Source organism: Serratia sp. NFX21 (genome assembly GCF_048517035.1).
GTDB lineage: Bacteria > Pseudomonadota > Gammaproteobacteria > Enterobacterales > Enterobacteriaceae > Serratia > Serratia quinivorans.
The window spans coordinates 3,209,533-3,233,175 of sequence record NZ_CP183196.1 but is presented as its reverse complement, the minus strand read 5'-3'; the positions used below and the strand labels follow the sequence as shown (position 1 = coordinate 3,233,175).

22 protein-coding genes are annotated in these 23,643 nt (G+C 55.0%); 3 read left to right on the top strand and 19 right to left on the bottom strand.

The features are described 5' to 3' along the window. Window positions 1-4: 4 nt before the first annotated feature. The 6 genes from ACNT1W_RS15230 to folM all read right to left on the bottom strand — a co-directional run bounded on the left by ACNT1W_RS15230 (window position 5) and on the right by folM (window position 6,115). Window positions 5-826 (bottom strand): trypsin-like serine peptidase, encoded by an 822-nt coding sequence (locus tag ACNT1W_RS15230; RefSeq protein WP_041418578.1) that lies wholly within the window; start codon window positions 824-826, stop codon window positions 5-7. A 300-nt stretch (window positions 827-1,126) separates the two neighbouring features. Beyond that, complete coding sequence (asr, locus tag ACNT1W_RS15225; RefSeq protein WP_259189448.1) at window positions 1,127-1,420, bottom strand: acid resistance repetitive basic protein Asr; 294 nt, start codon at window positions 1,418-1,420, stop codon at window positions 1,127-1,129. Between the two features lie 309 nt (window positions 1,421-1,729). After that, entirely contained in the window at window positions 1,730-3,226 is a 1,497-nt protein-coding gene (locus ACNT1W_RS15220) for a carboxypeptidase M32 (RefSeq protein ID WP_012145320.1), read from the bottom strand. A gap of 66 nt (window positions 3,227-3,292) precedes the next feature. Further along, entirely contained in the window at window positions 3,293-4,597 is a 1,305-nt protein-coding gene (rstB, locus tag ACNT1W_RS15215) for a two-component system sensor histidine kinase RstB (protein ID WP_012145319.1), read from the bottom strand. Next, window positions 4,594-5,319 carry a two-component system response regulator RstA gene (rstA, locus tag ACNT1W_RS15210; protein ID WP_026142393.1) on the bottom strand — a complete coding sequence of 242 codons (726 nt, stop codon included), beginning with the start codon at window positions 5,317-5,319 and terminating at the stop codon, window positions 4,594-4,596. Before rstA ends, rstB begins: the two co-directional genes overlap by 4 nt. Window positions 5,320-5,392: 73 nt before the next feature. Further along, window positions 5,393-6,115 (bottom strand): dihydromonapterin reductase, encoded by a 723-nt coding sequence (gene folM / locus ACNT1W_RS15205; RefSeq protein ID WP_012145317.1) that lies wholly within the window; start codon window positions 6,113-6,115, stop codon window positions 5,393-5,395. Between the two features lie 127 nt (window positions 6,116-6,242). Here folM and ACNT1W_RS15200 point away from each other — a divergent pair, with 127 nt between their 5' ends. Beyond that, entirely contained in the window at window positions 6,243-6,659 is a 417-nt protein-coding gene (locus ACNT1W_RS15200) for a hypothetical protein (protein ID WP_112362865.1), read from the top strand. A gap of 29 nt (window positions 6,660-6,688) precedes the next feature. Here ACNT1W_RS15200 and ACNT1W_RS15195 read toward each other — a convergent pair whose 3' ends face one another. Beyond that, complete coding sequence (locus ACNT1W_RS15195) at window positions 6,689-8,080, bottom strand: amino acid permease (protein ID WP_112362866.1); 1,392 nt, start codon at window positions 8,078-8,080, stop codon at window positions 6,689-6,691. Window positions 8,081-8,325: 245 nt separating this feature from the next. Then, window positions 8,326-9,276 carry a DUF1471 family protein YdgH gene (gene ydgH, locus ACNT1W_RS15190; RefSeq protein ID WP_419245805.1) on the bottom strand — a complete coding sequence of 317 codons (951 nt, stop codon included), beginning with the start codon at window positions 9,274-9,276 and terminating at the stop codon, window positions 8,326-8,328. 538 nt (window positions 9,277-9,814) lie between these two features. Here ydgH and pntA point away from each other — a divergent pair. Beyond that, complete coding sequence (pntA, locus tag ACNT1W_RS15185) at window positions 9,815-11,344, top strand: Re/Si-specific NAD(P)(+) transhydrogenase subunit alpha (protein ID WP_419245804.1); 1,530 nt, start codon at window positions 9,815-9,817, stop codon at window positions 11,342-11,344. Between the two features lie 10 nt (window positions 11,345-11,354). Beyond that, a complete protein-coding gene (gene pntB / locus ACNT1W_RS15180) occupies window positions 11,355-12,749 on the top strand; it encodes a Re/Si-specific NAD(P)(+) transhydrogenase subunit beta (RefSeq protein WP_115184605.1) in 1,395 nt (464 codons plus the stop codon). Window positions 12,750-12,801: 52 nt separating this feature from the next. On the opposite strand, the gene uspE is transcribed toward pntB, so the two are convergent. From uspE to ACNT1W_RS15125, 11 genes are all read right to left on the bottom strand, one after another. Further along, on the bottom strand, window positions 12,802-13,764 hold the full coding sequence (gene uspE, locus ACNT1W_RS15175; protein WP_012145311.1) for a universal stress protein UspE: 963 nt from the start codon (window positions 13,762-13,764) through the stop codon (window positions 12,802-12,804). A 126-nt stretch (window positions 13,765-13,890) separates the two neighbouring features. Continuing rightward, the gene (locus ACNT1W_RS15170; protein ID WP_012145310.1) at window positions 13,891-14,655 is read right to left on the bottom strand and encodes an FNR family transcription factor; all 765 of its coding nucleotides are present in this window, start codon (window positions 14,653-14,655) and stop codon (window positions 13,891-13,893) included. A gap of 225 nt (window positions 14,656-14,880) precedes the next feature. Then, the gene (gene ogt, locus ACNT1W_RS15165) at window positions 14,881-15,405 is read right to left on the bottom strand and encodes a methylated-DNA--[protein]-cysteine S-methyltransferase (RefSeq protein WP_112362869.1); all 525 of its coding nucleotides are present in this window, start codon (window positions 15,403-15,405) and stop codon (window positions 14,881-14,883) included. 258 nt (window positions 15,406-15,663) lie between these two features. Next, window positions 15,664-15,975: a hypothetical protein gene (locus tag ACNT1W_RS15160; RefSeq protein WP_017892970.1), complete on the bottom strand. Its 312-nt coding sequence runs from the start codon at window positions 15,973-15,975 to the stop codon at window positions 15,664-15,666. 322 nt (window positions 15,976-16,297) lie between these two features. Beyond that, window positions 16,298-17,152 (bottom strand): tagatose bisphosphate family class II aldolase, encoded by an 855-nt coding sequence (locus tag ACNT1W_RS15155; RefSeq protein ID WP_261277971.1) that lies wholly within the window; start codon window positions 17,150-17,152, stop codon window positions 16,298-16,300. Between the two features lie 9 nt (window positions 17,153-17,161). Continuing rightward, complete coding sequence (locus tag ACNT1W_RS15150; RefSeq protein ID WP_419245803.1) at window positions 17,162-18,328, bottom strand: SIS domain-containing protein; 1,167 nt, start codon at window positions 18,326-18,328, stop codon at window positions 17,162-17,164. Between the two features lie 24 nt (window positions 18,329-18,352). Continuing rightward, window positions 18,353-19,123 (bottom strand): transcriptional repressor AgaR, encoded by a 771-nt coding sequence (gene agaR / locus ACNT1W_RS15145; protein WP_012145305.1) that lies wholly within the window; start codon window positions 19,121-19,123, stop codon window positions 18,353-18,355. Between the two features lie 332 nt (window positions 19,124-19,455). Next, complete coding sequence (locus tag ACNT1W_RS15140; RefSeq protein ID WP_419246874.1) at window positions 19,456-20,364, bottom strand: ROK family protein; 909 nt, start codon at window positions 20,362-20,364, stop codon at window positions 19,456-19,458. 19 nt (window positions 20,365-20,383) lie between these two features. Further along, on the bottom strand, window positions 20,384-21,667 hold the full coding sequence (locus ACNT1W_RS15135; RefSeq protein ID WP_012145303.1) for a Gfo/Idh/MocA family protein: 1,284 nt from the start codon (window positions 21,665-21,667) through the stop codon (window positions 20,384-20,386). 19 nt (window positions 21,668-21,686) lie between these two features. After that, window positions 21,687-22,799, bottom strand: a complete 1,113-nt coding sequence (locus ACNT1W_RS15130) for an ABC transporter ATP-binding protein (RefSeq protein WP_261408925.1) — start codon at window positions 22,797-22,799, stop codon at window positions 21,687-21,689. Window positions 22,800-22,821: 22 nt separating this feature from the next. Next, entirely contained in the window at window positions 22,822-23,640 is an 819-nt protein-coding gene (locus tag ACNT1W_RS15125) for a carbohydrate ABC transporter permease (protein WP_012145301.1), read from the bottom strand. Between the last annotated feature and the right edge of the window lie 3 nt (window positions 23,641-23,643).

The window sequence follows — 23,643 nt, the reverse complement described above, 5'->3', positions numbered from 1 at the left end:
GGTTTTATTTCCCCGCCGCCAGCGCGTCCAGCGCATCGCGGATACCGGTCACTGCCAGCGCGCGGTTATCGGCGCGGTAACGGTCTTTGGCTGCCGGTGCGGAGCTTTGAATGGCAATAAGCCGCCAACCGTCGGCAGTTTTCAGCAGTAACGGCGAACCGCTATCGCCGGGCAGAGTATCGCACTGGTGTGAAAGTACGCCTTGTTGCGCCCAGCCGGTCACTTTACAGTTCTGGTGGCTGTAGAGATCGTCCAGATGGTCTTCTGGGTATCCCGCCTGGGTAATCAGCCGTTTGGCTTGTTTCATTGCCTGGGTCAGTGCCTTGCTGTCGCCTTGCCACAACGGCAGCGGCTTAATCGGCAAGGTTTTTTTATCCTTCAGACGGATCAGGGCAAAGTCATAGGCCGCTGCCGCTGGCGGTACAATCCAGCCATCGCCGTCAGGTTTGAGTTTTTTCCCCAGTTTGCGATCCACCAGCGTCTCAATATTGTCGGTCTGGTATTTCCAGGTCTTATTACCGGCAACAAAACGCAGCGCAATGGCTTTATCCAGTTGACCCGGTGGTGCCAGCACGCAGTGGCCTGCGGTGAGCGCCAGATGCGGAGAGATCAGCGTGGCGGTGCACAGGTTACCGCTGGCGGTTTCCACTTGCCCAATGGCCTGCCACGGCCAACCGTCGGTTTCCGTTACTTTTATTCGTTCATCCTTGCCAAAAAACAGGCGGGTTTGCTCAGCGGTCGACGAATCGGATGGGCTGTCGGCCCGTGCTGAGAGGGAGAGTGCGAGCGGGAATGAGCACAGCAACAGCAAAACGGTTATGCGCATAGGTTTCTTGCCTGGAAAATACGGATCATCCATAAACACACTGAATGGTAACTATAGACTGAATTAGTCGCCGTGTGGATGGGCAGTGATTGATTTTTCAATAATTTATTATCCAGAGGGCGGTGTGGCTACAGATAAAAAAAGGCGGCGATCAGTCCACAGAGGATCAGCGTGGTCAGAATGATTTCAAATAGGTAGCGACGCAGCATGATGAGAACCCCCGATGAAAAAACACCCGGCGAACCGGGTGTTGGACAACTCAAGCCTGAACTGGTGAGGGGAGCCTCACATTAATTGCTGTTACGCCGCTTTTTTATGGCTGGCTGTTTTGTGGTGTTTTTTAGCTGCCTGGGCTTTCTGAGCCGGCGCTTTTTTAGCGGTGGCTTTGTGGTGCTTTTTAGCCGCCTGAGCTTTTTGAGCTGGGGCTTTCTTCGCGTGATGTTTTTTCACGTGAGTGGTCTTGGCTGGTGCAGCCGCGGTGGTGGTAGCCGTCGCCGCAGGTGCGGTAGTGGTGGTAGTGGCAGCGTCAGCAGCGAAGGCAACAGAAGACAGACCCATTGCAGCGGCAACAACCAGAGCTAATACTTTTTTCATCGTTGATTCCTCAAGTTACTCATCATGTATCAAGCCCACTGCGGGGCCGGTGATAAGATAGTAGGCAAACGGCCCGATGCTTTCCGTGAGTGATTGGTTTCGGCGTGTAACCTAATGTACATCGCGAGCACTGGCCGGTTAACGAACCGGATCCATCGAAGTTTAAATCTCACTTTAGTTACAACATACATGTAGGGAGTGGCCAACCGGTACTCTGCAGCCTGGGCGTCTTGGGTGGAGGGGGTGCGCTATGGAATAGCGGCGGCAAAGTAGGGGAAAAAGGCACGGGATTAGCCGTGCCTGGGGATCTTACAGGTAACGACTTTCCAAATGCTTACGGAAATAGTCTGGGTTCAGGGCCTCGCCGGTCGCATTGGCGATCAGGGTATTGGTAGGGAAACGGCTGCCGTGACGCCAGATATTCTGCTTCAGCCATTGGAACAGCGGATTCAGGTTGCCTTCGGCAATGTCACTGTCCAGCGTTGGCAGAGCTTTGCGGACGCTGTGGAACAGTTGCGCGGCATACATGGCACCCAGGGTGTAAGTCGGGAAGTAACCGAAGGCACCATCGGTCCAGTGAATATCCTGCATACAACCGTTACGGTAGTTGCCGATAGTATCGAGGCCAAGGTAACCGTGCATTTTCTCGCCCCACAGCGCCGGGATATCTTCTACCTCAATCTCGCCTTCGACCAGAGCCTTCTCGATTTCATAGCGCAGGATCACGTGCGCCGGGTAGCTGACTTCGTCAGCGTCTACGCGGATCAGGCCTGGTTTCACTCGCTGATTTAGTCGGATGAAGTTACCTTCTTCCAATGCCGGTTGCTCGCCGAATTGTTTGACCACCAGTGGACGCAGGATCTTCAGGAAATCGCTGCCGCGCGCCAGTTGCATTTCAAACAGCAGACTCTGCGACTCATGGATAGCGGTTGAACGAGCCTGGGCTACCGGCTGGCCCAGCCATTCGCGTGGCAGATTTTGTTCGTAACGAGCATGGCCGGTTTCATGCACGATGCCGAGCAATGCGGTCAGAAATTCTTTGTCGTTGTAGCGGGTGGTAATACGAACATCTTCCGGTACGCCGCCGCAGAATGGGTGAGCGCTGACGTCCACGCGACCGCCGTCGAAGTTAAAGCCGAGCAGCTTCATCACGCTCAGGCTCAGTTGACGTTGGGTTTCCACATTGAACGGCCCCTGCGGAACCAGACAAGGTTCCTGGGCCTGTTTAGCCACCACCTTCTGCAGCAGGTCGGGCAGCCAGGTTTTCAAATCGCCAAAAATGCGATCAATATCGCTGCTGCGCATTCCCGGTTCATAAAGGTTCAGCAGGGCATCATAACGACTGCTACCTGCCGCTTCGGCACGGATCTGCGCTTCCTGGCGGCTCAGTTTAACCACTTCGCGCAGATTTTCCGCGAAACCTTCCCAGTCGTTAGCTGGGCGTTGGGAACGCCAGGCATGTTCACAGCGTGCACCGGCCAGGGATTTAGCCTCGACCAACGATTCTGGTACCAGCACCGCATTGTCATACTGGCGGCGCATCTCCAGCAAATTCGCCTGGTCAATGTCGTCCAGCGTTTCTTGCTGTGCGCGTTCAAACAGACGACCGGTTTTATCCGATGTTAAAATCTGGTGTTGCAATACGCTTAGCTCAGCCAGTGCCTCGGAACGCGCTTTACTGCCGCCCGGTGGCATCATGGTTTGCATATCCCAGCCGGCAATGGCGGAGAGATGGCCGAAGCGTGACAGGCGGGTGAAAATGGCACGCAGCTCGTCGTAAGAAGAAGGGGAATGTGCAGATGTCATCGTTTAGCTCCATTTTTTGTAAACCGGATCACTGTTTCGCGTTTTTATGCTGCCACGTAAACGGGGTTACACCGGGTCTGCTTTTAAATTGAAAGTGGGCTTTAGCGGCCAACAGAAGCGGAAGCTGGCACCACCGAGAGAGCTGGCGTCAACGTAGACCTGGCCCTGGTAGGCCACGGCAATCGAATGAACAATCGCCAAACCCAGGCCACAGCCGCCGGTCGCGCGATCGCGGCTGGGATCGAGACGTACAAAGGGCTCGAATACCCGCTCACGTTCTTCCGGTGGAATACCTGGCCCATCGTCTTCTACCTGCAGGCAGGCGTTGTCGCCGTCAAACCACAGGCCGATGCGCAAGCGTTGCTCACTATAACGCAGCGCATTGTTCACCAGATTATCCAGCACCCGCTCCATTAGCCGTAAATCGACGCCGCCAAAATCACCGACGTGCGGGATGTTCAATTCGATTTCACGTTCCGGGTGGATCAGGCGCAGGTCGTCAGCCTTGTCCTCCAGCCATTTGGGCAAATCCAGCGGTTCTATATTGAGTGCGACCTGCGGACGGTCCAATCGTGCATAGGTCAGCAGTTCGTCGATCAGTGACTCCAACTGACCGATATCGCGGTTCAGCGCCTGCTGTTCACTCTCGGAAAGGTTATCGCTCATCGCCAGGCGGTAACGCAGCCGTACCAGCGGAGTGCGCAGTTCATGGGCGATACCGTCTATCAGCTGTTTCTTGCTGGCGATCAGCGTATTGACGTTATCCGCCATCTGGTTAAAGGCCACCCCGAGCCGATTCAGGCTGGAGGTAGGGTCGAAATGGGTTCGCTCATCCAGATGCCCGGCACCGAGGCGCTGAGCCGCGTTTTCGAGCTTCAGCAAGTCCTGCCAGTGCGGACGCATCCACAGAAATACCGGCAGCGCCAGCGACATGCCGATGAACACCAGCAGCGCCAAATCCAGCAGCCGCATTTGATGCAGATAGAACAGATAAGGGATCGGCCCGACCACCAGCACGTAGTGACTGCGCGGGATACGCTGCATAAAGGTGTATTGATCGTCGAGGGCGATAATCTCCCCCAGACGCAGCCGTTTTTTCAAATCTTCGCTCAGATCCTGTTTGCCCAGCGGCTCGATGTGCAGCTTAAACGACAGATTCAAGTCCAGCGTGGCGATGGTCTTGTTCCAGTCTTTCAGCGGAATTTCCCGTAGTTCGCTGCGCATCAGGTACAGCGAGCTTTTCATCAGATCGTCCATTGACTGGCGGCCGGCGCGTTCGGCGGTGACTTTGTACACCAACCCCACCAGCATCGCCATCACCAGGAAACACACGAAAAGCAGCAGGAAGAACTGCACAAAGAGCTTTCTCATTGCTGCACGAACTCCCAGGCATTCGGAGCGAACAGGTAACCTTTATTACGCACGGTTTTGACGCGGAAGGGTTCCAGGGCATTGTCGTACAGCTTGCGGCGCAGGCGAGAAATCGCCACGTCTATACTGCGATCCAAACCGTCATAACTCACGCCACGCAGGTTCTGCAGCAGGGCTTCGCGATCCATTATTTGGCCGGCGTGGGTGGCCAGTTCCCACAGCAGATCAAAATCTGAGGTGGAAAGGGTGATGACCTCTTCACCCAACGTCACCTGCCGGTTAACCGGGTCGATGCATAACAGGCCAAAGTGCAGGGCGTTGTGTTGAGTGAGCGGTTGTGTTGACTCTTCCTTTGGCTGGCTGCCATGCTGACGCAGGTGCAAACGTAGTCGCGCCAGTAACACCGCCGGCGGCGTGGTCTTCAGGATGTAATCGTTAGCGCCCATTTCCAGCGAAAGAATATGGTTCATATCGCTGTCGAGTGAGGTGAGCAGCACGATCGGGCCGGGGAAGGTTGGGCGCAAATCACGGCACAGCGTCATACCATCCTTGCCGGGCAACATAATATCCAGCAGCACCAAATCAGGTTGCTCCAGCTCGATGCGGGCCTGTGCACTGTCGCCGCGTGGCTCAATCAACACTTCAATGTCGTGCTTGCCCAGATAGGCGGCAATCAGTTTGCCGACTTCGGGATCGTCTTCCACAAAAACAATTTTATGCATATTCAGCGGTTTTATCAGAATAACGAAATTCAGCATAACGCGGGGCTCCGCGATACGCCATGCAGATCATGCGTTAGCGCAGCGGGCGTCCGCCGTCGACACCGTGGGTACGGCCGGTGACATAGCGGCTGTCCAGCAGATAGTTCACCAGATTGACCACTTCACTCTCGCCTGGGGCGATTTTCATCAGTGATTTTGCCAACGCCTGTTGCCGATAATGCTCGTCGTCGCCCGGATTGAAAATAATCAGCGCCGGGGCGATGGCGTTGACTTTAACTTCGGGTGCCAGCTTGCGGGCAAAAGAGCGGGTCATATTGTCCAGCGCGGCCTTACTGGCGGCATAGGCAATGTGCTTGTCGCTGCCTTTCTCTACCACATAGTCGGTCAGATGGATGATATCCGCACCGGCTTGCCCCTGGCCCAACAGACAAGATTCCAGCAGTTGATTGAGCAGATAAGGCGTATAAACGTGAATTTGCAACATGGCCGCCATCACTTGCTCCGGTGGCACTTCCGGTGATTCGGCCTGCCAGGCGCTGGCGTTGTGGATCACCGCGCGCAGTTTGGGCGCTGCCTGGCGAACCTGCTCGGCGAAACGATAGATACCGTCGTGCGTTGAGAAATCGCCCTGAATGCAGGTTGCCCCCAGTCTTTTCAGTTCGCCCAGCGCCGGGTAGTCGCTGCGATAGGCAATGATCACGGGAATATCACGTTGCAAGAATGACCTGGCCAATGCCAGTCCAATCCGGCGTGCGCCGCCCGTAATCAGCACCGGGGCTGAGTTGTGAAGTTCCATTGATTAAAGCTCCTGGACAGACTGGCAAACAATAGGGGAATTATGCCATTATACGGCGGAAATTCGTTAAAGCTTCGCATCGATTATCCATTTCAGGATGTAATACACCCGGCAATGAGAGGAAGGGATGAACAGCAGTCACCTTGCATCCGTCGCCCGCAGTGAGAAAGTCTGTTTTGATTACATGGATTTTCTGTCCGCATCGTGCAAGAAGCACTGGCGCTTTGTTGATGCAATTTATGGCGTGATGCCATTTTTTGGCATGGTATTGAAATCTCAGGCTTCCGCTTCGCAAACGCGGAAAGAGCAGTTGAAAGCGTTGGCGCTGCAGGTGGTTTCTACCCAGGTCAGCGACGAAACCAACATCGTGCGCCTGATCGACCTGGCACAGCAACAGGGGCTGGCGGTATTCGACATTAAGCTGCCTTACGCTCTGGACACGCAGCAGTTGGCGACCATTCAACAAGAGTGCGTTGAGGGAGTGATTATCTCTCAGGTTGGGGAACGCATGACCATCAGCCTGCGTACATCTCAAAGTAACTGACCGGGTGATCCCACCCGGCCATTTTTCACCTACTGCAGCATAAACCAGCCGGCCGGTACCGTGGCCACCAGCAACAGAAAAATACTGCCTTTCTCCAGCTGATTCAGCAGCTTGACGTCGTTATGTCCGCTTCGGGCATAAATAAACACCAGCAGCCCCGGTGCATACAGCAACACCGACATCAGCAAATGCATTAACCCAGAAGCGTAGAGTAGCCAAATGCCGTACAGGCAGGCACCTGTGGCGGCGAACATCAGCCGTTTGTCCTGACGACGAATTGCCACCTTAAACAGGAAGGCACCGACCAGGAAATAAGGCACCAGGATCATTTCCGAGGCGATAGTCAGCAAAGAATTATAATTGCTGCCGGTCAGCCAGATCAGCACCAGTGCGAACTGCACGGCAATATTGGTCAGCCACAGTGAAGCTGAAGGCGCATGATTCTTGTTCTGCTTGCGGAAAATCTTTGGGAAAGCGCCGTGTTGTGCCGCTAGCAGCGGGACTTCGGCGGCCATAATCGTCCAGCTCAGATAGGCCCCGCAGACCGAAACAATCAGCCCGGCAGCGATAATCACGTCACCCCAGGGGCCAATCAGATCGACCATCAGCACCGCCATGGAAGGATTGCGCATTTCGGCCAATTCGCTGCGCGGCACCACACCCAGGGACAACAAAGTCACCAGCAGGTAAACCGCCAGTGCGGAGATCACTGCCAGCATGGTTGCACGGCCGACATCCTTTTTATGACGCGCCCGCGCTGAAACCACGACTGCGCCTTCCACACCGATAAATACCCACAGGGTAATCAGCATGGTGTTTTTTACCTGTTCCCACACCGGTTTACCGAGAGCGACGCCGTGGAAATCCAGCGTAAAGACGTCCATGTTGAACGCCATCGCTGCCAACACGGCGAACATCCCCAGCGGCAATAGCTTGGCCAGGGTTGCCACCAGATTGATGCTGGCTGCAGTTTGCACGCCGCGCAACACCAGCGCATGGACGATCCACAGCAATACTGACTCTGCCAGTAGTGCCTGCCAGGTATTGCCATCGCCCAGAATGACGTTTCCGCCGCGATCGGTGAATAAACTCAGTGCGGCGAACACGATAACCAGATAAGAGACATTGGCGATCACTGCGCACAACCAGTAACCCCAGGCGGAACAAAAGCCCACCAGCTCGCCAAAGCCTTCTTTCGCATAGGTAAAGATGCCACCGTCCAGATCGGGACGCAGGCGGGTTAGCAACAGCATGGCAAAAGCCAGAAACAGGATGCCGACGCCGGTGATTGCCCAACCCAATAGCAGGGCCGCCGGGCTGGCAACCTGCGCCATGTTTTGTGGCAGGCTGAAAACCCCGGCGCCCAGCATTGAGCTCAGCACCAATGCGGTTAACGCGGTAAGACCTAGTTTTTTTTCCAATGACGGATCCTGAGCGCAGAATAAACAACTGGAAGGGAACTGCTTGGCAGTAACAACGTAATGACAATTACTGAACGAGTAGACAATAGCCCTAAAAATTGGCGCAAATTCTACGGCTGGATGCGTGTGGATGCAATGATTAAGTATGCGTGATTTACAAAAAACTATTCAACTGGCAGGGCGGTATCAGCGACAAAAAAACGGGCAGCTCAATGGCTGCCCGATGGTAAACCGCAAAGTGAAACTTATTTGAACAGGTCGGCGCTGACGGTCAGGTTGCCGCCGCTCTTGTTCTGCCACTGGCGGGTCACATGATAGTACTTGGCGCCTTTCTCGGCCGCACGTTTGGCAACTTCGCTAGAAACGTCAGTCATGCTGTTGAAGTGACCAGTGAAGGTCACGGAATCAAACGGCACCATCTGCGCGGCAGTCACGTTGTTCACTTCCTGAATCTTGGTCCCGTTCGGTAAAGTGACAGTATAACGTTTGCCGGTAGACGACTGGGTTTCGAAGAAACGGCCTACGTCGCGACTTGGTGAGCCAGAAGAGGCAACACCTGGAATTTCAACCTTGGCAGCAGCAGCGCCACCGGCAGCCAGTGCGGCCTTACCGGCTTCAGAATCAGCCGGGATGGCATCCGGGCTCTGAACGGTACGTTTAGGGGCATCGGCCTTATAGATATAAGCGGTAATGAACTGGTTGCCGCCCTGGTTGGCATCTACCTGACGCACGATAAAGAAGGAGGCTGCGCCTTTCTTTTTCGCTTCTTTGGTGATGGCATCGTTGATGTCCGGCTGGCTGCGGTAGAAACCGCTGACGCTCACCGTGTCGTACGGCTCCAACAGGAAGGCTTGTTCTTTCGGCAGTTCGGTAACCCCGTTAATCACGCGGTATTTTGGTTCTTTGCTCACTTCCGGCGCATCTTTATGATAAAGATCTGCGGTGACGCGCCAGTTGCCGCCATTGTTGCTGTTGTTGCTGTCCTGAATGTAGAAGGAGTCTGCACCCAGTTTATCTGCACGGCGGGATATGGCATCAGCGGCTTCATTGATGGCATTAAAGCGGCCGGTAATCGTGATGCGATCAAACGGCTTCAGCGCCGCTGCTTTTTCAGGAGTTAACTCTTGTGCCGCCTGAGCAGACAGCGCTGTGAGTGATAACAAGGCTGATGCGATGATCGTGTTCTTCAGCTTCATAAAAAATCCTTTCGCCTAGCGCATTAACGTTTATAACGTGCTGAACTGTTTAGGTGTAATTCAGCCGCCGATTATTACATGTAATCTCGACCAGTGTCTCAGCATTTTATGTCATCCCGTGAGACAAACCCCCAGAAGGATTGTGCCCGATATATTGCGCAGAATCGCCATAAGTTTCAATAATAAAGCCTTTGATGTCATAAGTGTTAATTATTCACAATTTTATAACTTTTATGCGTCCTGGCCATGTATCACTGGAAAATCGCCAACCTCCACCAGCCACAATATGGCCGCAAAAACGGCATTCCACCGGGGTTTTTAACTTTAATTTGCGATTTATCATGTCACTGCCTGAGTTTTTATGTAAAAACAGACATGAATGCGTAAGCAATTATGGATCATCGATCATATTTTCAGTAGGTTATAGATGGTGCCTTAATTCGTTGCCGACAAGGCTAATAAAAACCTGTCGGCCGGGGCCATCGCTATGGGTAGGAAGATAATAAACATCATCATAGACAGGTGAGAAGGGAACATTATGCGTATTGGTGTACCAAGAGAACGGTTGGCCAATGAAGCCCGGGTCGCAGCAACGCCGAAAACGGTGGAACAACTGCTGAAGCTGGGCTTTACCGTCGCGATTGAAAGCGGGGCGGGTAAACTGGCAAGTTTTGACGATAGCGCTTATGAAGCCGCTGGGGCAACAATCACTGACACCGCTGATGTCTGGCAGTCAGACCTGATTTTGAAAGTTAACGCACCGCTTGAGGACGAGATTGCGTTAATGCGCGAGGGCAGCACCCTGGTCAGCTTTATCTGGCCGGCGCAAAACCCGGAGCTGATCGCGCAGCTGGCCGCTCGCAATGTCACTGCGATGGCGATGGATTCTGTACCGCGTATTTCACGCGCACAATCCATGGACGCACTGAGCTCAATGGCCAACATCGCCGGTTACCGTGCGATTGTTGAGGCCGCGCATGAGTTTGGCCGTTTCTTCACCGGGCAAATCACCGCTGCCGGCAAGGTTCCACCCGCCAAGGTAATGATTATCGGTGCCGGCGTAGCGGGCCTGGCGGCCATCGGCGCCGCAGGCAGCCTGGGGGCGATTGTTCGCGCCTTCGACACCCGCCCGGAAGTCAAAGAGCAGGTGCAGAGCATGGGCGCTGAATTCCTCGAGCTGGATTTTGAGGAAGAGGCGGGCAGCGGCGATGGCTATGCCAAAGTGATGTCCGAAGCCTTTATCAAGGCCGAGATGGCGCTGTTCGCCGCCCAGGCGGCCGAGGTCGACATTATTGTCACCACCGCGTTGATCCCGGGCAAACCGGCACCGAAGCTTATCACCAAAGAGATGGTGGCTTCGATGAAACCGGGTAGCGTGATCGTCGATCTGGCGGCGCAAAACGGTGGCAACTGTGAACTGACCGTGGCCGATCGCGTGACCGTGAGCGACAACGGCGTGAAAATCATTGGCTACACCGATTTGCCAAGCCGCCTGCCGACTCAATCCTCACAGCTTTACGGCACCAACCTGGTTAACCTGCTGAAATTGCTGTCGAAAGAGAAAAACGGCGAAATTGACGTTGATTTTGAAGATACCGTGATCCGCGGCGTTACCGTGGTGCGCAGTGGCGAAGTCACCTGGCCGGCACCGCCAATCCAGGTTTCTGCCCAGCCTAAACAGGCACCGGCAGCGGCATCGGTCGCCAAACCGGCAGCAAAACCGGTTTCGCCATGGTTGAAATATGGCCTGATGGCGCTGGCCATCATCCTGTTTGGCTGGCTGGCCAACGCCGCACCAAAAGAGTTCCTGTCTCACTTTACCGTGTTTGCGCTGGCCTGCGTGGTGGGTTACTACGTGGTTTGGAACGTCAGCCATGCATTGCACACCCCGTTGATGTCGGTCACCAATGCGATCTCAGGGATTATCGTGGTCGGTGCGCTATTGCAGATTGGCCATGGCGGCTGGGTGAGTTTCCTCTCCTTTATCGCCGTGCTGATCGCCAGCATCAACATTTTTGGTGGATTCACCGTCACTCAGCGCATGCTGAAGATGTTCCGCAAGAACTAAGGGGTAGCATATGTCTGGAGGATTAGTTACAGCTGCATACATTGTTGCCGCTATCCTGTTTATTTGTAGTCTGGCCGGCCTGTCGCGCCATGAAACCTCAAAACGGGGCAACCTGTTTGGCATCGCCGGGATGGCGATTGCGCTGATCGCCACCATCCTCGGGCCGGATTCCGGCAACGTGGGCTGGATCATCATCGCGATGATTATCGGGGGTTCCATCGGGGTTTATCTGGCGAAAAAGGTCGAAATGACCGAAATGCCAGAGCTGGTGGCGGTGCTGCACAGTTTTGTGGGTCTGGCGGCGGTTCTGGTGGGCTTGAACAGCTACCTGGATCACGGTGTGGCGATGGAGCCGGTGATGGAGAATATCCATCTGACCGAAGTGTTCCTCGGCATCTTTATCGGTGCGGTCACTTTCACCGGTTCGATTGTCGCGTTCGGCAAACTGCGCGGCATCATCTCTTCCAAACCGCTGGCGTTGCCAAACCGACACAAAATGAACCTGGCGGCACTGGTGGTTTCCTTCGTCCTGTTGGTGGTGTTTGTTCGCGCCGACAGCGTGGGTTGGCAAGCGGTGGCACTGGTGCTGATGACCGCTATCGCGCTGGCGTTTGGCTGGCATCTGGTGGCTTCCATCGGCGGTGCAGACATGCCGGTCGTGGTGTCGATGCTCAACTCCTATTCGGGTTGGGCGGCAGCGGCAGCGGGCTTTATGTTGAGCAACGATTTGCTGATCGTGACCGGTGCGTTGGTGGGTTCTTCGGGGGCCATCCTGTCTTACATCATGTGTAAGGCGATGAACCGTTCGTTTATCAGCGTGATCGCCGGAGGCTTCGGTACCGATGGCTCTTCGACCGGTAATGCGGAAGAAATGGGCGAGTATCGCGAAACCACCGCGGAAGAAGTTGCCGAGCAGTTGAAAAACTCCACGTCGGTAATCATCACCCCAGGCTACGGCATGGCGGTAGCGCAGGCGCAGTATCCGGTGGCAGAAATCACCGAGAAACTGCGCGCTCGTGGTATCAAGGTGCGTTTCGGTATTCATCCGGTTGCCGGGCGTTTACCGGGCCATATGAACGTGCTGTTGGCCGAAGCCAAGGTGCCATATGACGTGGTGCTGGAGATGGATGAAATCAATGACGATTTCGCCGATACCGACACCGTGCTGGTGATCGGCGCCAACGACACGGTGAACCCGGCCGCACTGGAAGATCCGCGCAGTCCAATCGCCGGTATGCCAGTGCTGGAAGTGTGGAAAGCGCAGAATGTGATTGCCTTTAAGCGTTCGATGAACACCGGCTATGCCGGCGTGCAGAACCCGCTGTTCTTTAAAGAGAACACCCAGATGCTGTTTGGCGATGCCAAAGAGAGTGTGGAAGCGATACTGCGTGCGCTGCAGGCGTAACGCAAACAAATAAAAACGGGCCTTTTCGGCCCGTTTCTTTATGCGTCAAACATCAATCCTCGTCGTCGTGCTCATCGTCCTCATCGACTTCGATCGGGCAATTGAAGTTTTCCGGCTTAATCACCAGTAGGTCACATTTCAGATGGTCGATCACATGTTCTGCCGTGTTACCGATAAACGCCGCCGAAATGCCGGTGCGCCCCAGGGTACCCAATACCACCACACCCGCCTGCAAGTGCTCGGCCAAATCGGGGATCACCTCTTCCGGCAGGCCTTTTTCAACGTGGGTAAACTCTTCTTTAATGCCGAATTTTTGCCTTAACGCCTTCATGGCGATCAGGTGCTGCCCGCGAATGGCGTCGTTGTAGACGCTGGGGTCAAAGTCCGGGAGTTCGATAGCAATATTGATGGGGGTAACGGGGTAGGCGCCGACCAGGTGAACTTCGGTTTGGTTGACGTTTTGCGCCAGTTCCACGGTTTCCTGTACCAGCTTGATGTTCAATGGGTCATGGTAGGGTTCTTCACTGGCCAGATTGACCGCCACCACCGCTTTGCTGCCTTCCTGCCAGGGTTGGTCCTTGACCATCCACACCGGGCAAGGGCATTTTCGTAACAGATGCCAGTCGGTGGGGGTGAAAATAACGGATTCGAGGCGGTCGTGCTGATGCGCCATTTTTAACAGCAAATCGTGCTTGCTGGCGATCACTTCCTGAATAATCGCTTCATAAGGGCGGTTATGCCAGACCACTTTGATTTCAATAGGAACGCCTTCGTCGAGGTAAAAACGGCATTGCTCGTTAATCCATGCGGCACGTTGGCTGATAACACCTTGTCGCATCGCCGTCCTTTCGTCCGGTGAGAGCAAGGTCGTCATCTCGTAAGAGAAGTCGTAAATAGGCAGGAAGGCCTTAATGCGCCCGCCATTTCGTTTAATCAGGTACACCGCCCGGCGCAGCGCCGGCTGGTCATCCTGGTTGGGGTCAATAGCCACCAGAAGATTCTGATACTTCGCCATAGGGCCTCCTTACAGCTGAAAATCAACAGTCTGTCAATTTACAGAGTAACCCAACATTGAAAAACAGAACAGCAGCAGAGATAGGCTGGGTCAATAATTCTGTTGAATTACTAACCCAGCTTGGGATCAGGCGTTTACGGTCACGTTAATGCGTGGCGTACCGGCCAGCACCGACAGGGCGTCGACGTTTTCGATGGTGATATATTTACCTTTAACGCTGAGGATTTCGCTTTTCTGGAAGCGGCCCAGCAGACGGCTGATGGTTTCTACCGTCAGACCAAGGTAGTTGCCGATGTCGCCACGGGTCATGGTCAGACGGAACTCACGCGGTGAGAAACCGCGTTCTGCAAAGCGGCGCGACAGGTTATAGACGAATGCGGCCAGGCGCTCTTCGGCATTTTTCTTCGACAACAGCAGGATCATGTCCTGATCGCCTTTAATCTCGCCGCTCATCAGGCGCATGATCTGCTGACGCAGATTCGGCATTTTACCGGACAGGTCATCCAGGGTTTCGAACGGGATCTCACACACCATGGACGTTTCCAGCGCCTGAGCGAAGCTTGGGTGCTTCAGGCCGCCAATGGCGTCAAAACCAACCAGATCGCCCGCCAGGTGGAAACCGGTGATCTGCTCATCGCCTTGCTCGGTAATGGTATAACTTTTGATGGTCCCGGAGCGGATAGCGTACAGCGATTTCAGTTCATCGCCGGCCTTGAACAAGGTCTGGCCCTTCTGGATAGGCTTCTTCCTTTCGATAATGTTGTCGAGCTGGTCCAGCTCATGGGCATTAAGAGTAAAAGGAATACACAGTTGGCTGATACTGCAATCCTGACAATGGATCGCACAACCACCAGACTGGATACGACGAATCACGCGTTTTTCCGGGATCATAGATTACGCTCATTCAATAATTGATATGCGTCAATTTTAACATCTTTTCCGGCAGGTGATAAGGGTAGCATTAATAACAACGGGGGCATTCTGTGCGAATTTTGCGCAAACATGCCGCCGAATATCCTGTAGTGGCCTGAAATGTTTTGATTTCTTTGCTACTTACATCAATACGTAACGCTTACCGCAGCCGGGGTATCTTGCGATGTATCGGCTGCGGTGGGATTAAAGCAGATCGTTTTGCAAATAGCCTTCGTGCTTGAGCAGCCACTGCTTGCGCTGAACGCCACCGGCATAGCCGGTCAAGGCGCCTTGCGAACCAATCACCCGGTGGCAGGGCACCACGATGCTGATGGGGTTGGAGCCGTTAGCCATACCGACTGCGCGTGAAGCGGTCGGGCGACCTATGCGTTTCGCCAGTTCGCCATAGGTAATGATTTCCCCGCAGGGGATTTGGCGCAGTTGCTGCCAGACGCTGCGCTGGAATTCGGTACCGGCGGTCATTACCGGCAACTGATCAATGACATCCAATTCACCCGAAAAATAGCGTTGCATCGCTTCGGTCAGGCCGCCGGGGTTGCGTTTGTCTATCAGTTGAAAACGATCGGCTCGGTAATGAGTATTCAGCAGCTTCATCAGGCGTACTTCATGCTCAGTCCAGTCGATGGCGCGCAAGCGGTCCTGCTCATCAGCAATCAGCACCAGTTCGCCTACCGGCGTCGCCATACGGTCAATAAAAAAGGTCTGCATGTGAACTCTCCTCTCGTTTGATGAGGGGATTATTGCACGAAATGCGGGGGAGCGATGGCGGATTCCGGACATGAAGATGGGCAACCTCGGGTTGCCCATACTGTGAGCATGAATGTGGTGTGTCGCTTTATGCCTCAAATGTATAAAATAAATTTACAAATCCTCAATAAGTTTATTTAATTGAGTCAAAATTAATACTAAAAAAGTTTCGCAGGTGATTAATAAAAGTAACCTGGGTTATTAATAAAGTAACGCAGGTTATTTATAGCTGATTATGATGTTCTTTAGTTTTTCGTTATTATTAATGGTTTCGGTTGTTACGTTGGAAACCAGTTCAGGCGACATGTTGTTTAATGAGCTAATGCCAGGACTCTTGCCATTGGCTAGAGTTATACCAGAGCAATTAGAAACGATCCCTTCATTCAGATGTTTGATAGTGCAGGCTGGCGCTGTGATTTCGCCGGTAAAACGGATGGTGCCAGAAGCCACGCGGCTGTTGTAGCCCTGCGCTGCCTGCAAGGTCGCTGGAAGAAGGGCCAGGAGTACCAAAGCTATGCGAGAATAGTTCATTATTAATTCCTTTTTAAAATGAAATGAAAAATAATTGACTCCAATTAAATAAACATTAAACGGGTATGTTGAATGTCATCCTGATCCAAATTCCACTAATCTCCGTTTTGAATGGTTTATATACTATTCTTAATTTTTAGTGCCAATAGATTTGATAATAGGGAGGGGGGCGGGAAAAACCATGATTTAGATCATGCTGAAGACGGCTTAATGATTTGCAGGCGGATGTAGCGGGTGGGCTGTGAACTCTGTCACGGTAAAAAAATGGATTTGGCCGCCATTGAATCTTAAGCGGCGGCCAGCTGTGGTGATTTATGCTGAGTTACAGCATGCCGCTGCTGCCGCAGATGCGGATTTTCTCGGCCACCACCTCCTTCATCGCCAATTTGCCAGGCACGATATACTTGCGCGGGTCGTTGGCGTCCGGGTGCTGGGAGAAATAGCTCTTCACCGCATCGGCAAAGGCAATTTTGAGTTCGGTCGCCACGTTGACCTTGCAGACGCCCAGTGAAATGGCGCGTTTGACCATGGCTTCAGGAATGCCGGAGGCCCCGTGCAGCACCAACGGGATATCGACCTGTTTGCGGATCAGCGCCAGACGATCAAAATCCAGTTTAGGTTCGCCGTGGTACAGGCCATGGGCGGAGCCAATCGCCACCGCCAGCGAATCGATGCCGGTCGCGGTGACAAATTCGCGCGCGGCGGCCGGGTCGGTAAAGAAGCTGTCGGTCGAATCGACAATCAGGTCGTCCTCCTGCCCACCGAGTCGTCCCAGTTCAGCCTCCACGCTGGCTCCGTAGCGGTGGCACAGTGCCACGGCTTCGGCCACCTTGGCAATATTCTGTGCGAATGGCAGGTGTGAGCCGTCGATCATTACCGAACGGATACCGCTTTTGACCTTATATTCGATGTCATCCATTTCTTCGTGGTGGTCCAGGTGCAGCGCCAATGGCAGATCGTAACGATGAGCGGCGGCCTGGCAGATGCCGATCAAATAGTCGGTGCCGGCATAGCTGAAGGTGCCGGGCGTACCGGCCATGATCACCGGTGAGCGCAGTTCGGCAGCGGTTTCCGCCACCACCTGCACGGTTTCCAGATTATGCACGTTGAACGCCGGCACGGCATAACCCTGGCGCTGCGCTTTTAGCAGCATTTCGCGGTTGGATATCAGGTACATAGAGATTCCTTACGCCACAGATGACGGGTAACGGTAAATAGTAACGCCTTTAACCACCCGGTTAACTTCTCCGGTCGGGCATGGGTTATCCGGCGTCAGGCCAAGTGCCAGCGAGCTTTCAAAGGCCAGCATCTGGGTGAATAACAGGTAAGGGAACAGCAACCAGACGTCATCTTCGGCGTGGTGCAGGTTCAGCATTTGTTCACACAGCGCCTTAGTATTGCCGGTCAGGCCGACCATCTGCATCGCCAGACCGTCGCGTTGCAGCTCGTTCCACAGATCGCGATCGTACTGGCGGGCATAGTCGCCGCTGGAGAACATCAGCAGGACCAGGGTTTGGTTGTCGACCATAAATTTTGGCCCATGGCGCAGGCCGAGCGGCGAGTCGTAACGGGTGACAATCTGTCCGGCCGTCAGCTCCAGCATCTTCAGCGAAGCCTCTTCTGCCAGCCCGGTAAAACAGCTGCCGCCCAGCGTGATGTAACGCCGGAAACCGCTGGCAGCCAACGCCTTCACCTGCGGTTGCAGAGTTTCACGCAGTTCGCGGCAGCGCTCCACCATGGCCGTCAGAGGCCGCTGGGCCTCGGCAAGGGAATAGGGGCCGAGCAACAGCGCGGCGGACAGCATCATGCAGCTGAAGCTGGAGGTCATGGCAAAGCTTTGATCGTTGGAACCCTGTGGCATCACCAGCGAACAGACGTTATCGCGTTGATGGGCATATTGCGCCAACTGGCTGTCCGGATTGCATACCAGCATCAGGTGATAGCTTTCCGGCAGCAGTTGATCGGCCAGCTCCACCGTTGCCACGCTTTCCGGGCTGTTGCCGGAGCGAGCGAAAGACACCAGCAGCGTAGGGCGGGTCAGGTCTAGATATTGGTGCGGGTTGGCGACAATATCGGTGGTGCCGTAGGCCACCACGTCGCGACCGGTTTTCTCGCGCAGCCAGGGTGCCAATGCCCGACCGGCGAAGGCTGAGCTACCTGCGCCGCACAGAACAATCTGCAGGCGCGGGTTAGCCAGCAGCGGGGTAAGGAAAGGCTGCCACAGCGTTTGTTGCTGCTGTAACTGTTGGTGCAGGGCGGCCCATAAGTCCGGCTGCTGCCAGATCTCACGTGCGGTATGCAGCGCATGTCGTTGTTCCAGCCAGCCCGCATCGTAAGCAAAATAACCGTTCATGTTGAAACTCCTTAAAAACCTCGGTTAACGGTCGGCGATAATCACGTCGACCCCTAAATGGTTCAGCGCATGCAGGTAGCTTTCCGGGATGCGGCTGTCGGTGACCAAACGCTGGATTTGGCCGATTTCACGGATCATGCAAAAGCTGGTGCGGCCGAACTTGCTGGCGTCCGCTACGGCGATCACTTCACGCGCTACGTCGCACATGGCGCGGTTGAGTTGCGCTTCACCGGGATCCGGCGTGGTGATGCCGCTAATCAGGTCAAAACCGTCGACGCCGAGAAACAGCTTGTCGAAACGGAACTGACGCATGTGTTGCTCGGCGGCCGGGCCATACAGTGACCAGGATTTGCGTCGTACGCTGCCGCCGACCACCATCAGATCAACCTGTTCGTTGTTGGCCAGTTCGAAAGCGATATTCAGCGCATTGGTCATCACCACCAGATCCTTTTTACCGACCAGCTGCTGCGCCATTTGGCTGGTGGTCGAACCGGAGTCGAGAATGATGGCATCGCCGTCTTTGACCAGTTCCGCCGCCGCGCAGGCAATGGCGTATTTCACGTCGCGATTGAGGCGCCCCTTGTCCTGTAGCGGACGATCGAAGGCGAACTGCTTATTGAGCATTGCGCCGCCATAGGCACGGACCGCACAGCCGCTTTTTTCCAGTTGGCGCAGGTCGCTGCGAATAGTGACGCTGGAAACCGAAAACTGGGCGCTGAGTTGCTCGACGCGCACTGAGCCTTCGCGACAAAGCTGGTCGATAATTAATTCCCGTCGTTTTAGGGTATTTATCATTAACGCGTGACTCCTGATTTAGCTGTAGCCATACCCGGCCGCGGCGCAATGCGTCGCAGTTAATCTGGCAGGAGTGCTTTCAGTTGTTCGTGGCGAATTACAGCAAACGAAACAGTGAAATGCAATCGGTTATTTTATAAAAAACCATATGTATCAGTTGCTTATATTTAAAAAGCCTTTCGATTGGCCCTCAACCGAAAGCTGCCTGGAAATAAAGTGAAAAGCCGTAATCCGTTATTTATCAGGCGGCAACTTGCCGCCTGGGTTAATTTGCCAAAAGCAGGATGAAAGCTGCGGCACTGATTTTTTCCTGGCGGTCTTTTCACTATTTTTTATTGCCAGCTTTGGCGTAATAACGCGGCTCCTCGTACACCGCTGCTGTCGCCGTGCACCGGCGGATAGATTGCCGCCGGTTCGGTACCGGGCAACAGCCAATGGCTCATGGCCGGGGGCAGCAGTGAATACAGCTCGCCAACGTTGGACAGGCCGCCACCCAGCACAAAAGCATCGACATCCAACAACAGTTGCAGGCTGGCCAGTGCGCTGGCCAGAATATCTACGTACATTGCCATCAGTCGTCGCGCCAACGGGTCTCCCTGTCGATAACTGGCGATTAACGTCGGTACGCTGTCGGCCGGGTGACCGAAATGACGGCTCAGCGCCAACAGACCGCTGCCGGAAACGTAGCGTTCAAAGCAGCCAGTCAGACCGCAATTGCAGGTGAATAACGGCAAGTCGTAGCGCTGCGCCAACTGGGCGGAGATAGGCGTGTGGCCCCATTCGCCTGCCAACCCATTGCGGCCCTTATGCAACTGCTTGTTCATCACCAGGCCGCCGCCGGCCCCGGTACCGATAATGGCGCCGAACACCAGCGCCAGATGCTCGGTTTGCGGCGTGCTGGCTTCGGAAAGGGCAAAGCAGCGGCAGTCGTTTTCAATTTCAACCGGTCGCGCCAACTCTTGCGCCAAATCGTCTGCCAGACAGTGGCCGGTCAGGCAGGGGACGTTAACCGCCAACTGTCGGCGGCTGCGCGGGTCGGTCACGCCCGGTAAACCGATGCCGATACTGCCCTGGGTGTGCAGCTGGCTGTCGGCACTGTCGACCAATTGATGGATGCAGGACAAGAACTCGCGATAATTACCGGTGGGAGTCGTGACTCGCTGGCACAGTACCTGTCTGAGCTGCCGGTCGTAGGCCGCCATCTCGATCTTGGTGCCGCCGATATCGAAACCGTAGCGCATCTGTGATATTTCCACGTTTTCAGGCTCCACTCAGGGTGATCACTGCAGATTCGCGGCGTGCGCGTTCCGCCGCAAACACCATCAGGTGGCTTTCCAGCGTTTCTGCCGGGCCGGACAGCACCTGTGAAGGATCGTTGGTGCGAATGGCGTCGATAAAATGCTGCATCAGGTAGTAATCGCCACCGCCGTGACCGGACATGGCGTGCAGATCTTCGGCCTCATCGACGTCGTAGACCTTTTCACTGTCGTCGACGAATGAGGTAATGCGGATGTAGCGTCCGTCTCCCTCGAGACAGCCATGGCTGCCGAAAATACGGGTCTGGCGATCTTCCAGCCGGGTAAAGGCGGTCATGGTAAAGGAGGCGGTGCGGCCACCGGCAAATTGCATGTTGACCACCTGATGGTCGACCACGTTATTGTCGCAGCGATAGACGCAGCGGCCATATTGACCGTCGCGCAGCGCCGCCTGCAAATGCGGCTGGCTGACTTCTGGGGTCAACACCCGCAGGAAACCCGGCGTCGCCTTGTGATCGTCACCCAGGTAGATGCGTTTGGCGGAGTAGGGGCAACTGGCTTCTACCGCGCAGTCCAGGCAATTATCTGCTGCCCCGGCCGGTTGGTTTTCCTGGCGAAAATGGCGTAGGCCGCCGAATGAACTGATCTGCTCGCAGGGCAATTCCATGATGTAGCGGATCCAGTCGATGTCGTGGCAGGACTTCTGCAGCAGCATAAAGGCGGCTTCGTTGTCGTTGCGCCAGTTGCCGCGCACGAAGGAGTGCGCCTGATGCCAGTAGCCCACCGGCTCCAGATGTTGCAGGCTGACGATGTCGCCAATCACGTTATCGCGCAGCAGTTGCTTCAGTTTTTGGGTGTAGCGCGTATAGCGCAGCACGTGGCCGACGGAGAAAATCAGCTTCTGGCGCACCACTTCCTCGACGATGGTGCGGCATTCGCTGGCGTCCGGCGACAGCGGTTTCTCCAGCAGCATGGCATAACCCTGTTTGGCGAAGGCCAGTGCCGGTTCGAGGTGCAGAGTATCCTGAGTGCAGATCAGCACCGCATCGGCCAATTTGCCTGCGTCGGCGGCCTGCCGCCAGTCGGTGAACACCTTGTCCGCCGCGATAGCGTGCTGTTCGACAAATTGCTGACGGTAGACGTCACGTGGCTCGGCCACTGCCACCACCTGCATTAAATCCGGGTGAGCCAACGCGTAGCGCGAGTAAATTTCTCCACGCGCCCCGGCACCAATCACCAGTACCCGAACCGGGCGGCCGGCAAAACCATTTTGTTGAGCTGACGACATTGCACATTCTCCGATCTAATTATTTGAGGTTTTGGCCGCTGATTTCGTCAAACAGGTGTGCGCGGGACAGGTCGAAAGCCAGGTGGATCTGTTCCCCCAGGCGTGGCTCCCAGTCAGGCTGCGACGCCATGCGCAGCACAAAGCGCAGTCCGGCCAGTTCGCAGTGCAGCAACTCTTCATTGCCCATGCGTTCGATAGTGACAATCTTCGCCGGGAAGCAATTACTGCTGCCGGGCGCACACAGACGCAGAGACTCCGGGCGAATGCCAAGGCACACGCGTGGGTGCGGGTAATTTTCCAACTGTCCTTGCAGCGTCGCCGGCAGTTCGAGGGGATATTCGTCACCAATGCGCAGCCCGATACCCTCAGCGCTGCGGGTAATCGCCATATCGTGCAGGTTCATCGACGGGCTGCCGATAAACTCGGCGACAAAGCGGTTGGCCGGTTGGTGGTAGAGATTGATCGGTTTATCCACCTGCATAATGGCCCCCCGGTTCAGCACGCAAATGCGGTCACCCATGGTCATTGCCTCCACCTGGTCGTGGGTGACATACACCATGGTGGCGGCAGCACCCTCCTGCTTGAGTTGATTGTGCAGTTCGATCAGTTGAACGCGCATCGAGACCCGCAGCTTGGCATCAAGGTTGGACAGCGGTTCATCGAACAGAAACACTTTGGGCTTGCGCACAATGGCACGGCCGACCGCTACACGCTGGCACTGGCCGCCGGATAACTGGCCCGGTTTGCGTTGCAGCAGATTGGTGATTTCCAGTTTTTCGGCCGCGTCCCGCACCCGGCGGTCAATTTCGGCTTTGCTTTCCTTGCCGATCAGGCCAAACGCCATGTTTTTGTAGACCGTCATGTGCGGATACAGCGCATAGTTCTGGAACACCATGGCGATGCCGCGATCTTTCGGCATGGTGTCGTTGACGCAGCGGTCGTGGATCAATATCTGGCCTTCACTGACGCTCTCCAGCCCGGCGATCATCCGCAGCAGGGTGGATTTGGCGCAGCCGGATGGCCCGACAAACACCATAAACTCGCCGTCTTTAATATCCAGATCGATCCCGTGCAATGCTTTGAACCCGTTGGGATAAACCTTCTTCACACTGTTTAACTGTATACCGGCCATATTATTTACCTTGTGTACGCGGTTAGCCTTTTACCCCAGCGCTGGCGATGCCCTGGATGAAGTAGCGTTGGAAAAGAATGAACAGCATCAGCATTGGGATCACCGCCATCAGCGCACCGGCCATCAGCAGCGGGTATTCCACTCCGGCACGGCTCGACAGCGATGCCAGCCCGACCGGCAGCGTCAGTTTTTCGGTAGTGGTGTTGACGATCAGCGGCCACATCAGGTTGTTCCAGCTCCACAGGCCGTTGATGATGATGCAGGCGATAATGCCGGGGCGGATCAGCGGCAGCATGATGCGCCAGAAGATAGCGAAGTAGCTGTAACCGTCGATCAGCGCCGCTTCTTCCATCTCTTTCGGCACCGCCAGGAAGAACTGGCGCAGCAGGAAGGTGGCATAAATACTGAAAATACCCGGCAAAACCAGCCCGGTGATGCTGTTCACCAACCCCAGTTTCTGCACCACCAAAAACTGCGGGATCAAAAAGGCCTGACCAGGCACCATCAGGATCGAAATACACACCAGGAACACCGCATCACGGCCGCGAAAGTGCAGGCGAGAGAAGCCGTAGGCAGCCATGGTGGCGATCACCATCTGCAGCGTGACGGTGAAAAAGGTCGCCAGCAGCGAGTTCACATAGAAGTCGGTGAACGGAATTTCACGCATCACCTTGCCGTAGGCCTGCAGGCTGGGGTGTGCCGGTAACAGCGTCAGCGGGATCTGGATGCTCTCGGCCTGGGTTTTCAGCGAGGTCACCAGCATCCAGATAAAAGGCACTACCGAGGCCAGCGCCGCCAACACCATAAACAGATACACCAGCGTTCTTTTACTTATGCTCATCGT

Excerpts from the sequence above, each read along its gene's own strand:
- uspE (WP_012145311.1), bottom strand. The coding sequence starts at position 13,764 with ATGGCGAAGTATCAGAATCTTCTGGTGGCTATTGACCCCAACCAGGAT.
- pntB (WP_115184605.1), top strand. The coding sequence starts at position 11,355 with ATGTCTGGAGGATTAGTTACAGCTGCATACATTGTTGCCGCTATCCTG.
- rstB (WP_012145319.1), bottom strand. The coding sequence starts at position 4,597 with ATGAGAAAGCTCTTTGTGCAGTTCTTCCTGCTGCTTTTCGTGTGTTTC.
- rstA (WP_026142393.1), bottom strand. The coding sequence starts at position 5,319 with ATGCATAAAATTGTTTTTGTGGAAGACGATCCCGAAGTCGGCAAACTG.
- folM (WP_012145317.1), bottom strand. The coding sequence starts at position 6,115 with ATGGAACTTCACAACTCAGCCCCGGTGCTGATTACGGGCGGCGCACGC.
- pntA (WP_419245804.1), top strand. The coding sequence starts at position 9,815 with ATGCGTATTGGTGTACCAAGAGAACGGTTGGCCAATGAAGCCCGGGTC.
- ACNT1W_RS15135 (WP_012145303.1), bottom strand. The coding sequence starts at position 21,667 with ATGTCGTCAGCTCAACAAAATGGTTTTGCCGGCCGCCCGGTTCGGGTA.
- ACNT1W_RS15155 (WP_261277971.1), bottom strand. The coding sequence starts at position 17,152 with ATGTACCTGATATCCAACCGCGAAATGCTGCTAAAAGCGCAGCGCCAG.
- agaR (WP_012145305.1), bottom strand. The coding sequence starts at position 19,123 with ATGATAAATACCCTAAAACGACGGGAATTAATTATCGACCAGCTTTGT.
- ACNT1W_RS15170 (WP_012145310.1), bottom strand. The coding sequence starts at position 14,655 with ATGATCCCGGAAAAACGCGTGATTCGTCGTATCCAGTCTGGTGGTTGT.
- asr (WP_259189448.1), bottom strand. The coding sequence starts at position 1,420 with ATGAAAAAAGTATTAGCTCTGGTTGTTGCCGCTGCAATGGGTCTGTCT.
- ACNT1W_RS15200 (WP_112362865.1), top strand. The coding sequence starts at position 6,243 with ATGAACAGCAGTCACCTTGCATCCGTCGCCCGCAGTGAGAAAGTCTGT.
- ACNT1W_RS15140 (WP_419246874.1), bottom strand. The coding sequence starts at position 20,364 with ATGCGCTACGGTTTCGATATCGGCGGCACCAAGATCGAGATGGCGGCC.
- ACNT1W_RS15130 (WP_261408925.1), bottom strand. The coding sequence starts at position 22,799 with ATGGCCGGTATACAGTTAAACAGTGTGAAGAAGGTTTATCCCAACGGG.
- ACNT1W_RS15230 (WP_041418578.1), bottom strand. The coding sequence starts at position 826 with ATGCGCATAACCGTTTTGCTGTTGCTGTGCTCATTCCCGCTCGCACTC.
- ACNT1W_RS15220 (WP_012145320.1), bottom strand. The coding sequence starts at position 3,226 with ATGACATCTGCACATTCCCCTTCTTCTTACGACGAGCTGCGTGCCATT.
- ydgH (WP_419245805.1), bottom strand. The coding sequence starts at position 9,276 with ATGAAGCTGAAGAACACGATCATCGCATCAGCCTTGTTATCACTCACA.
- ogt (WP_112362869.1), bottom strand. The coding sequence starts at position 15,405 with ATGCAGACCTTTTTTATTGACCGTATGGCGACGCCGGTAGGCGAACTG.
- ACNT1W_RS15125 (WP_012145301.1), bottom strand. The coding sequence starts at position 23,640 with ATGAGCATAAGTAAAAGAACGCTGGTGTATCTGTTTATGGTGTTGGCG.
- ACNT1W_RS15150 (WP_419245803.1), bottom strand. The coding sequence starts at position 18,328 with ATGAACGGTTATTTTGCTTACGATGCGGGCTGGCTGGAACAACGACAT.
- ACNT1W_RS15160 (WP_017892970.1), bottom strand. The coding sequence starts at position 15,975 with ATGAACTATTCTCGCATAGCTTTGGTACTCCTGGCCCTTCTTCCAGCG.